Origin of the sequence: Streptomyces sp. NPDC047022, assembly GCF_040644155.1 — a bacterium.
Taxonomy (GTDB): domain Bacteria; phylum Actinomycetota; class Actinomycetes; order Streptomycetales; family Streptomycetaceae; genus Streptomyces.
The window spans coordinates 73537-83520 of record NZ_JBEYVV010000011.1 but is presented as its reverse complement, the minus strand read 5'-3'; the positions used below and the strand labels follow the sequence as shown (position 1 = coordinate 83520).

Here is a 9984-nt window from a genome sequence, read left to right as displayed (position 1 = left end):
TCCGCCTTCGCCGACGAAGTCACCCGCGTCGCCCGCGAGGTCGGCACCGAGGGCAATCTGGGCGGGCAGGCAATCGCCCGGGGTGTGTCGGGCACCTGGAAGGACCTGACGGACAACGTCAACGTGATGGCGTCCAACCTGACCGGACAGGTCCGTTCCATCGCCCAGGTGGCCACGGCCGTCGCGCGCGGCGATCTGTCCCAGAAGATCACGGTCGAGGCGAAGGGCGAGGTCGCCGCCCTTGCGGACGTCATCAACACCATGGTCGACACGCTGTCCGCCTTCGCCGACGAGGTCACGCGCGTGGCCCGCGAGGTCGGCACCGAGGGGCGGCTGGGAGGCCAGGCGCATGTGCCCAACGTGGCGGGCACCTGGAAGGACCTCACGGACAACGTCAACTCGATGGCCAACAACCTCACCGGCCAGGTGCGCAACATCGCGCTGGTGACGACCGCGGTGGCCAACGGCGACCTGTCCAAGAAGATCGACGTCGACGCCCGCGGCGAGATCCTGGAGCTGAAGACCACCATCAACACCATGGTCGACCAGCTCTCGTCGTTCGCCGCCGAGGTCACCCGGGTGGCGCGGGAGGTGGGCAGCGAGGGACGGCTCGGCGGGCAGGCCGAGGTCGAGGGCGTCTCCGGCACCTGGAAGCGGCTGACGGAGAACGTCAATGAACTGGCAGGCAACCTCACCCGCCAGGTCCGCGCCATCGCCGAGGTCGCGAGCGCCGTCGCGGAGGGGGACCTGACCCGCTCCATCACCGTGGTGGCGTCGGGCGAGGTCGCCGAGCTCAAGGACAACATCAACTCCATGGTCGAGTCCCTGCGTGAGACCACGCGGGCCAACCAGGAGCAGGACTGGCTCAAGACCAACCTCGCCCGGATCTCCGGCCTCATGCAGGGCCACCGGGATCTGCCGGTGGTCGCCGAGCTGATCATGGATGAGCTGGCGCCCCTGGTGTCGGCACAGTACGGCGCCTTCTACCTCGCCGAGGACACCGAGCGCGGGCCCGAGCTGCGGCTCATGGGCGCGTACGGCCTCCCCGACGACGACCGGCCCACCCGTATCCCCGTGGGCCGCTCGCTGGTGGGCCAGGCCGCGCGCAGCCACCGCGCCATCAGCGTGGAGGAGCTGCCGCCGGGATACGTGACCATCTCCTCGGGGCTCGGACAGATCGTGCCGAGCGCCCTGATGGTGCTGCCCATCGTGGTGGAGGACCAGGTGCTCGGCGTGCTCGAGCTGGCGTCGGTCACCCGGTTCACCCAGATCCACCAGGACTTCCTGGGCCAGCTGATGGAGACCATCGGCGTCAACGTCAACACCATCGTGGCCAACGCCCGTACGGACGAACTCCTTCAGGAGTCCCAACGGCTGACCGCCGAACTCCAGGCCAGGTCGGAGGAGTTGCAGGTACAGCAGGACGAACTCCAGCGCTCCAACGAGGAGCTGGAGGAGAAGGCCTCCCTGCTGGCTTCCCAGAACCGCGACATCGAGGCCAAGAACCTCCAGATCGAGCAGGCACGGCAGGAGCTGGAGACCCGCGCCCAAGAGCTGGCGCTGGCGTCCAAGTACAAGTCGGAGTTCCTGGCGAACATGAGCCACGAGCTGCGCACCCCGCTCAACAGCCTGCTGATCCTGGCCCAGTTGCTGGCGCAGAACCCCTCACGCAACCTCACCCCGAAGCAGGTCGAGTACGCGGGGATCATCCACTCGGCGGGATCCGACCTGCTCCAGCTGATCAACGACATCCTCGATCTGTCGAAGGTCGAGGCGGGCAAGATGGACGTCAGCCCCGAGCGGGTTCCGCTGCGGCAGCTGCTGGAATACGTCGAGGCGACGTTCCGGCCGATGACCACGCAGAAGAGCCTGGACTTCACGGTGACCACCGCCCCGGGCGCCCCGGCCGACCTGCTCACCGACGACACCCGGCTGCGGCAGATCCTGCGCAACCTGCTGTCGAACGCGGTCAAGTTCACCGAGCGGGGAAGCGTCGAGCTGCGTATCGAACCGGCCGCCGACCGGGAGGTGCCCAGGGGAGTGCACCGATGCGGCACCGTCGCGGCGTTCCGGGTGAAGGACACCGGCATCGGCATCCCGCAGCAGCAACTGGAGACGATCTTCGGGGCGTTCCAGCAGGCGGACGGGACGACGAGCCGGAAGTACGGCGGCACGGGTCTGGGGCTGTCGATCACACGGGAGATCGCGCATCTGCTGGGCGGCGCCGTCACGGTGGACAGCACGCCGGGGCAGGGCAGTACGTTCACGCTCTATCTGCCGGTGGCGCGCGCCGACTTCGAGGAGTTGCTCGGCGGCACCGGCCGGCCCGGGCACACGTCCGCGGAGCAGCCCCGGGCCGCTCTCCCCGCGGAGGCGGTGCCCGCGCCGCGTCAGGAGTCCGCTCCCTCAGCGCGCAGGCGCCGTCTGCTGGTGGTCGAGGAGCGTCCGCGCGGTCTGCTGACGCTGGTCGCGGAGAGCGCGGTCGCCGACATCGCTCACGATCACGACAGCGCCGATCCACGGGGCGCGGTCGACATCATCACCGTGGTGGGAGCGCAGGAGGCGGCGAGCGCGCTGGCGGCCGAGCCCTGCCACTGCGTCGTCCTGGAACTCGGCATGCCGGACGACGAGGGCGCCCGCTTCCTGGAAGCCATGCAGGGCGATTCGGCCCTCTCCAGCGTTCCCGTACTGGTCCACAGCGGGCATCGCGTGGACCTCGTGCAGGAGCAGGCTCTGCGGTCCCGTTCCGGCGGCCGTCCGCTGGACTTCCTCTCCAGCCTGGACGAGCTGCGCGAGCACATCACGCTGCACCTGTCCGCGGAGGAACCCGGAGACGTGCTGTCCCTGGTCCGGGTCGAGGAGCCCCAGCACTCGGCGGCGCAGCCCCTGGACGACGCCTTCCTCGGCACCACGGTGCTCGTCGTGGACGACGACGCGCGCAACCTCTTCGCGCTCAGCGGGATCCTGGAGCTGCACGGCTTCAAGGTGCTGCACGCGGACAACGGCCGTCGGGGCATCGAGACGCTGCTGGCCCACCCCGATGTCGCGGTGGTCCTGATGGACGTGATGATGCCGGAGATGGACGGCTACGCCGCCACCGCCGAGATCCGCACGATGCCCCAGTACGCGAATCTTCCGATCATCGCCGTCACCGCGAAGGCGATGCCCGGCGACCAGGAGAAGAGTCTCGCCTCGGGCGCGAACGACTACGTCACCAAACCCGTCGACACGAACGATCTCATCGCCCGCGTCCGGCGCTGGCTGCCCGCCTGAGGGAGAGGGGGCGAGTCATGAGCAACGCGCAGCAACCGCCCGTCGGCCCCGCCGAGGACCGGCGGGAGAAGGAACCGGCCGACCTGTCGGCCTCCCCCGTCGGCAGGCTCGCCGCCACCGTGGAGCGGCTGCGCCGTGAGGTGCGGGCGGCGCAGGCGGAGGCGGACGGGCGTGCCCTGATCGAACTGGCCAAGGGCATCCTGGTGGAACGGCTGGGCTGTGGTCCGGCCCAGGCCGCCAGGCAGCTCGCCGAACTGACCGAGCAGGCCGACGTGACCCCGCTGGAGTTCGCCGTCGAGGTCATCAACCAGGCTTCGCGGGACCGGCTGACGGAGGTGACCTCCGCCTTCCTGGCCGTCGCCTCGGGCTCCACGGGTGGGCAGAGCACCACCGCGGCCGCCGGCCGGCCCACGGGCCGGTCCTCGGCGGTGCGGCTGCGGGCCGCCGAGAGTGGCGCGCTGGCCGCCGACGACACCCAGGCCGTCGCCGACTCCCTGCTGGAGCACGCGCTTGCCCCCCTCGGAGCGGTCGCCGTGGCCATCTGGTCCGTGTCGTCCGACGGCTCCCTCACCCTGGCGGGCAGCGCCGGCTTCCCGTCGACGGAGGCCGGCCGCTGGCGCTATGTGCCCCCCGGTGTGACGACGGTGGCGCGTACGGGGCTCGCCGAGCGCGCCGGGCACTGGATCGGTTCCCTGGCCGGGAGCGGTCTGCCCTCGATCGGCCAGCACGACCACCCCGACGGTGGCAGGGTCGCCGTTCCCGCGGGCACGGGCGGCCGGATCCACGGGGTGCTGGAGATCGCCTGGCCGCAGCCGCTCGAGCCACAGCAGCCGCAGATCGTGCGCCAGGTCGAGGCCCTGGCCGAGCTGTGCGCGCACACTCTGGAGACCTACGCGCTGCGGAACCCGGGCGGCGATCCCGGGCCCAGGCTCCTGCCGGACGTCGCGGAGCTGATGAACCTGGCCGACGGTCTGCACGACCCGGCCCTGGTGCTCGTCCCCCAACTCGACGGCGACGGGCATCTCGTCGACTTCCGCATCCACCACGTCAACGGCCGCTTCCTCGACCCGGCGGGCCGCCCGCGCGGGGTCGTCAGCGGCGCCCTCCTGCTGGAGGCCTATCCGATGGCCGCCGGGGAGAGCGAGCTCTTCGAACGGATCGAGCGTGTCTACGCCACCGGGGAGCCGTTCCGCGCCGACCGTATGAGGCTGACCGCGCTGGTGGACGATGTCCCGCTGGCGGCGGTGGCCGACATCAACATCAGCCGGCACGCGGGCAGCATCCTGCTGATATGGCGTATCGAGGACGAGACGGCCCGTCTCGCCAGCCTGCTCCAGCACGCCCAGCGCCTGGGCCGGATCGGCGGCTTCGAGGAGAACCTGCTGACCGGCGAGATCACCTGGAACGGCCGGCTCTTCGGCCTCTACGGCAAACCGGTCTCCAGTCCCCCCGTGCCCCTGGAGGAGCTGCCCGCCCACGCCCACCCCGACGACGCCGTGGCCATCGGCAGGTTTCTGCGGACCCTGCTGCACCACCGGCGCCCGGCGTCCACGGCCTTCCGTCTCCAGCGCCCCGACGGGGTGACCCGGCACATCAGGGTGGTTGCGGAACCGGCGCTCGACTCCGACGGGCGGCTGTTCGTCGTACGCGGCGCCTACCAGGACATCTCCGCCCAGCACTGGACGGAGGTCGCCCTGGCCGCCACGCGGGACCAGCTCGCCCACACCGAGCAGCAGGCGAGCGAGCGCAACCGGCTCACCCTCCAGCTCCAGCACGCCATCATGCCCCCGGCCCAGGCACCGCTGCGTGCGCCCGGGCTGGGGGTGGCGGTGCGCTACCGCCCCGCGGAGACCGAGCAGCTGGTCGGCGGTGACTGGTACGACGCGGTGGTCCTGCCGTCCGGTCTCGTGCTGCTGTGCGTGGGCGATGTCGCCGGGCACGGCATAGAGGCGGCGACCAGCATGGTCGTCCTGCGCAACGCGCTGCGCGGGCTCGCGGTGACGGGTGCGGGTCCCGGCCAGCTGCTGTCCTGGCTCAACATGGTGGCGCACCATCTGACCGGCGCCGTCACCGCCACGGCGGTCTGCGGCCTGTACGACCCGTCGAGCCGGGCGCTGCGCTGGGCCAGGGCCGGGCATCTGCCGCCGGTCCTGGTGCGGGGCACCGACGCGGCGGCGCTGCCCCTGGTCAAGGGGATACTGCTGGGCGCGGTGCCCGAGGCGGCCTACGAGGAACACGAGGTGCAGCTCGCCGTGGACGACACGCTGCTGATGTACACGGACGGCCTCATCGAGCGCCGCGACCGTTCCATGGAGGAGTCGCTCGCACAACTGCTGAGGGCCGCGCGCACGGTGCCGCCCACGCTGGACCAGCAGCTCGACCGTCTGCTCACCTACAGCAGGTCGGACACGGACGACGACACCTGCATCGTGGGCATCAGGGTCTCCTGAGTCAGGTGAGGGCGGGGACGCGGCTGGACTAACGTCGTGGCCATGGGCCCCCGCACCTCCACCGCCCTCGCCGAGGCACTGGCCGCCGGACCGGTCGTCCTGGACGGCGGTCTGTCGAACCAGCTGGAGTCGGCGGGGCACGACCTGGGAGACGCGCTGTGGTCGGCACGGCTGCTCGCCGAGCGGCCGGAGGCGATCACCGGGGCGCATCTCTCGTACTTCCTCGCGGGCGCGGACGTGGCCATCACCTCGAGCTACCAGGCCACGTTCGAGGGCTTCGCGCGGCGCGGCACCGGACGCGACAAGGCGGCCGGGCTGCTGCGGCTGAGCGTGGACCTGGCACGCGAGGCAGCCGCCCGGGCCCGCGCCAGGGGCGTACGGCGGCCCCTGTGGGTGGCGGCGTCGGCCGGTCCGTACGGGGCGATGCTCGCCGACGGCTCCGAGTACCGGGGCCGCTACGGGCTCACCGTCGCCGAGCTGGAGGCCTTCCACCGGCCCCGTCTGGAGGCGCTGGCGGCGGCAGGCCCCGATGTGCTGGCGCTGGAGACGGTGCCCGACACCGACGAGGCGGCGGCCCTGCTGCGTGCGGTGCGCGGGCTGGGCGTGCCCGCCTGGCTGTCGTACAGCGTGTCCGGCGACCGTACGCGTGCGGGGCAGCCGCTTCAGGAGGCGTTCGCCCTGGCCGCCGACGCGGACGAGGTGATCGCGGTGGGCGTCAACTGCTGTGCCCCCGAGGACGTGAGCGCGGCCGTGCGGACGGCGGCGCGGGTGACGGGCAAGCCCGTGGTGGCCTATCCGAACAGCGGCGAGGGGTGGGACGCGGAGGCCCATGCCTGGGACGGCCGGGTCACGTTCACCGCCTCGGAGGCGGTGGGCTGGCGTGACGCCGGGGCGGGGTTGATCGGGGGGTGCTGCCGGGTGGGACCGGACTCGATCACCGCGGTGGCGCGGGCGTTGGCCCGCGGCCGGCCTCCGGGGTGACGCGGGTGCGACGTCGCCTGCGGGAGCACTGTGATCACTCCCGACCACGCGGCGGAGCCGCACATCGGCACAGCCCCGCGCCCCTGTCGGGCGCGCTCCGCGCGTCCCAGGAGGGACCGGGCAGGTCAGCGGCGGCCCTCCGCCCCCGGGCGCCGCAGCCGTCGTACCGCCGACAGGGGCACCGCTCCGCGCAGCAGTGAGCCGCTCCCGGCGCCCGGTGTGCGTGTGGTGAACCCCGTGGGTGCGGACGCCGTCTCCCACAGCGCCATCTCCGAGTCCCGGGGGCCGTAGAGCACCGGATCGCCGTCGCCGCCGAAGACGCGCACCGGATGGGCGGCGTTCCAGGACGGCCAGCCGGGGTCGCCGTCCGTCGCGAAACGCACCCACGCCGTGTGCATCTCGCGGGCGAGTGCGCGGGGCGCGTCGGGGCCGGCCAGCTTCTCCGCCTCCGGCGCCCCGGCGCTGTCGAAGACGAAGCCCAGCTCCAGGGCGTGACAGGCGCCGAGGCCGGGGATGCCCGAGCGCCAGGCGAACTCGTAGACGTGGGTGGCCGCGTGTCCGGTGCGGGAGTCGGCGAGCCGGTGCAGCGGGTGGCGGAGCAGATAGTCGGTGACCATCTGGCCCACCAGGTCGGAGATGGGGGCGTCCGGGTGGGCGTTGCGGTAGCCGCGGGGGACGTCCGGGCCGCAGTGGCAGCGGGCCATCGCACCGGCCATGGCGACCGCGCCCAGCCGGTCGATGCGCTCGATCAGCCCGGTGGGCGCGAGCCACAGCCGGTGCTCCTCACTGGTCCAGCCCAGCAGCAGGGGAACGTCCCGGGCGGTGCCGTCGAGCAGTGCCTCCAGCGGGTCGTGCGGCACCAGGTCGCCGTCCACGACGATCCCGAAGGCGGGTCCGCCGAGGATGGGGCCGGCCCGGCGTCCCACCTCCGCCTGGACATCGGCCAGCAGGGCGCGGTCCACCTCGCCGAAGGCCGCCGCGGTCGCCGGAACCCTCAGCTTCGCGGCCATGCGCCGCACCAGGCGCCGTACCCTGTCCCGTTCGGTGGACTCGGGCGGCCCGCTCTGCAGCACCGCCCGCTGGAACAGGCCCCGGGCGCGCGGGCTCGCCAGCAGGGCGCCGATGCTGATGGCGCCCGCGGACTCGCCGAAGACGGTCACCCGGCCCGGGTCGCCGCCGAACGCGGCGACGGTCTCGTGCACCCACTCGAGCGCGGCGAGCTGGTCGCGCAGCCCCGCGTTGGCCGGGACGTCCGGGAAGAGGCCGTAACCCTCCACGCCGAGGCGGTAGTTGAAGGAGACGAGGACGACGCCGTCGCGGGCGAAGGCGCTGCCGTCGTAGACGGGCACGGCGGAGGACCCGCGGGTGAGGGCGCCGCCGTGGATCCACACCATGACGGGCAGCCGGGCTCCGGGATCGGGGTCAGGTGTCCAGACGTTGAGGTTGAGGCAGTCGTCACCGGGGACCACCGGGTCGGACAGATAGCGGGCGAAGGCCTCCGAGTACGGCGGCTTGGGCGGGGTCGGCCCGAAGGCGCCCGCGTCCCTCATCCCCTCCCACGGCTCGGGCGGGACGGGCGGGCGGAAGCGGTGCGGGCCGAAGGGCGGGGCGGCGAAGGGAATACCGCGGAAGACAGCGACGCCCTGCTCGTACCGGCCGCGCACCGCCCCGTGGGGTGTACGGGCCACGGGGTCCGAGGGGTTCGCCGGGGCTCCGGTCGTCTCGTACGTCCTACGGTCCATCCGGCCCTCTCCCTTACGGTCCATCCGGCCCTGTGCTCACCGCCCGGGAACCGGCAGTGTCACCGCATCACATCACTACCCGGGCACGGGGCACGCTGCGCCGCGCGGGGACCAGGGGCGGGTCACGGCCCTGTCACCAGGGGGAGGCACGCGGTGATGCCTCCATGGCCGCCGCCATGGTGGGCCGGCTGGGCGGGCGCAGAGGCGGTGGCGAGGCTCCGGCCGGTATCCGCGACCGTGTGCGGGTCCTGCTCGCGGCCTGCGCTCAGGGGCGCGGGGAACTGCGCAAGAACGCACCACGCGCCCGGAGACGACAACGCGCCCTCAGCAACAGCGCGCGCTCACTCCACAGGATGCTGGTGGTCCTGGGGCTTGCGCGGACGCGGCTGCCGCAGGCGTGACGTGACGTCTTCCGGGGGCAGGAAGCGGGACCAGCGCTCCGGGAACTCGGACGGCATGTCCGGGTCGTCGGGGTCATCGGGATCGTCGGAGTCCTCGGGGTCCGCCGCGCGGGCCGCGGCTCGGGCCACGTACTGGGCGGCCTGCTCCTGACGCAGCCTTTCGTTCGCCGCGCGTGCCGCCGCCGTGGCCGCGGCCGGCCACACCCGGTCGATCGCCGCGTTGACGGCCGCGCCCACCAGCACGGCGAAGGCGGCCACACCGATCCACAGCAGCACCGCCACGGGCGCGGCGAGCGAACCGTAGATCGTCGGCCCCTCGATGGTGTGCGTGAGGTAGATGCGCAGCAGGAAGCTCCCCAGCACCCACATCCCGAGGGCCACCAGGGACCCCGGCACGTCCTCCACCCACGGTGAGCGCACGGGCACGGAGACGTGATACAGCGTCGTCAGGAAGACGACCGACAGGATGATGACCACCGGCCAGTACAGGACCTGGACCGCCGTCGCCGACCATGGCACGAAGGTCACCACCGCGTCCGGACCCGCCACCATCAGCGGCAGCGCGACGGAGCCGATCAACAGCGCCACGATGAACAGGAAGAACGACAGCAGCCGCGTCCTGACGACCCCCCGGGTGCCGTCGAGCCCGTACATCACGGTGATCGTGTCGATGAAGACGTTCACGGCGCGCGAGCCCGACCACAGGGCGAACAGGAAGCCGATGGAGATGACGTCGGGGCGTCCGCCCCTCATCACGTCGTGCAGGATCGGCTGCGCGATCTCCTTGACGCCCTTGTCGGACAGAACCGTGCGGGACGCCTCCAGGATGTTGTTCTCCAGGCTGCGGATGGTGTCGGCCCCGGTCCAGGCGTCGACATAGCCGAGCAGTCCGATCAGGCTCAGCAGCAGCGGCGGCACGGACAGCAGCGTGAAGAACGCCGCCTCGGCCGCCAGCCCGAGGATGCGGTACTCCATGCAGGAGTCGATCGTGTCCTTGAGCAGGAGCCAGGCGGTCCTGCGTTTGGAGACGTTCCGGTAAAGGACACGCGCCCGGTGGAGCCGGCCCGACGGCCGCTCGGGGTTTTCTCTTCCTGCTGACTGCACATCTTTACGTTATCCGCCGCCCGCCTCCCCGCT

The 9984-nt window shown here is 72.3% G+C and carries 5 protein-coding genes; 3 read left to right on the top strand and 2 right to left on the bottom strand.

What is annotated here, in order from left to right:
• The 3 genes from ABZ845_RS14815 to mmuM all read left to right on the top strand — a co-directional run.
• Nucleotides 1–3273: HAMP domain-containing protein (locus ABZ845_RS14815; RefSeq protein WP_360978356.1), on the top strand; the 3273-nt coding region annotated here is incomplete at its 5' end.
• Between the two features lie 17 nt (nucleotides 3274–3290).
• Nucleotides 3291–5723 (top strand): SpoIIE family protein phosphatase, encoded by a 2433-nt coding sequence (locus ABZ845_RS14810; protein ID WP_360978353.1) that lies wholly within the window; start codon nucleotides 3291–3293, stop codon nucleotides 5721–5723.
• Nucleotides 5724–5765: 42 nt separating this feature from the next.
• Nucleotides 5766–6704, top strand: coding sequence for a homocysteine S-methyltransferase (gene mmuM, locus ABZ845_RS14805; protein WP_360978350.1), 939 nt, complete (start codon nucleotides 5766–5768; stop codon nucleotides 6702–6704).
• 125 nt (nucleotides 6705–6829) lie between these two features.
• Here mmuM and ABZ845_RS14800 read toward each other — a convergent pair whose 3' ends face one another.
• The gene (locus tag ABZ845_RS14800; protein WP_360978347.1) at nucleotides 6830–8446 is read right to left on the bottom strand and encodes a carboxylesterase family protein; all 1617 of its coding nucleotides are present in this window, start codon (nucleotides 8444–8446) and stop codon (nucleotides 6830–6832) included.
• Between the two features lie 341 nt (nucleotides 8447–8787).
• On the bottom strand, nucleotides 8788–9951 hold the full coding sequence (locus tag ABZ845_RS14795) for a YihY/virulence factor BrkB family protein (RefSeq protein WP_360978344.1): 1164 nt from the start codon (nucleotides 9949–9951) through the stop codon (nucleotides 8788–8790).
• Nucleotides 9952–9984 lie beyond the last annotated feature (33 nt).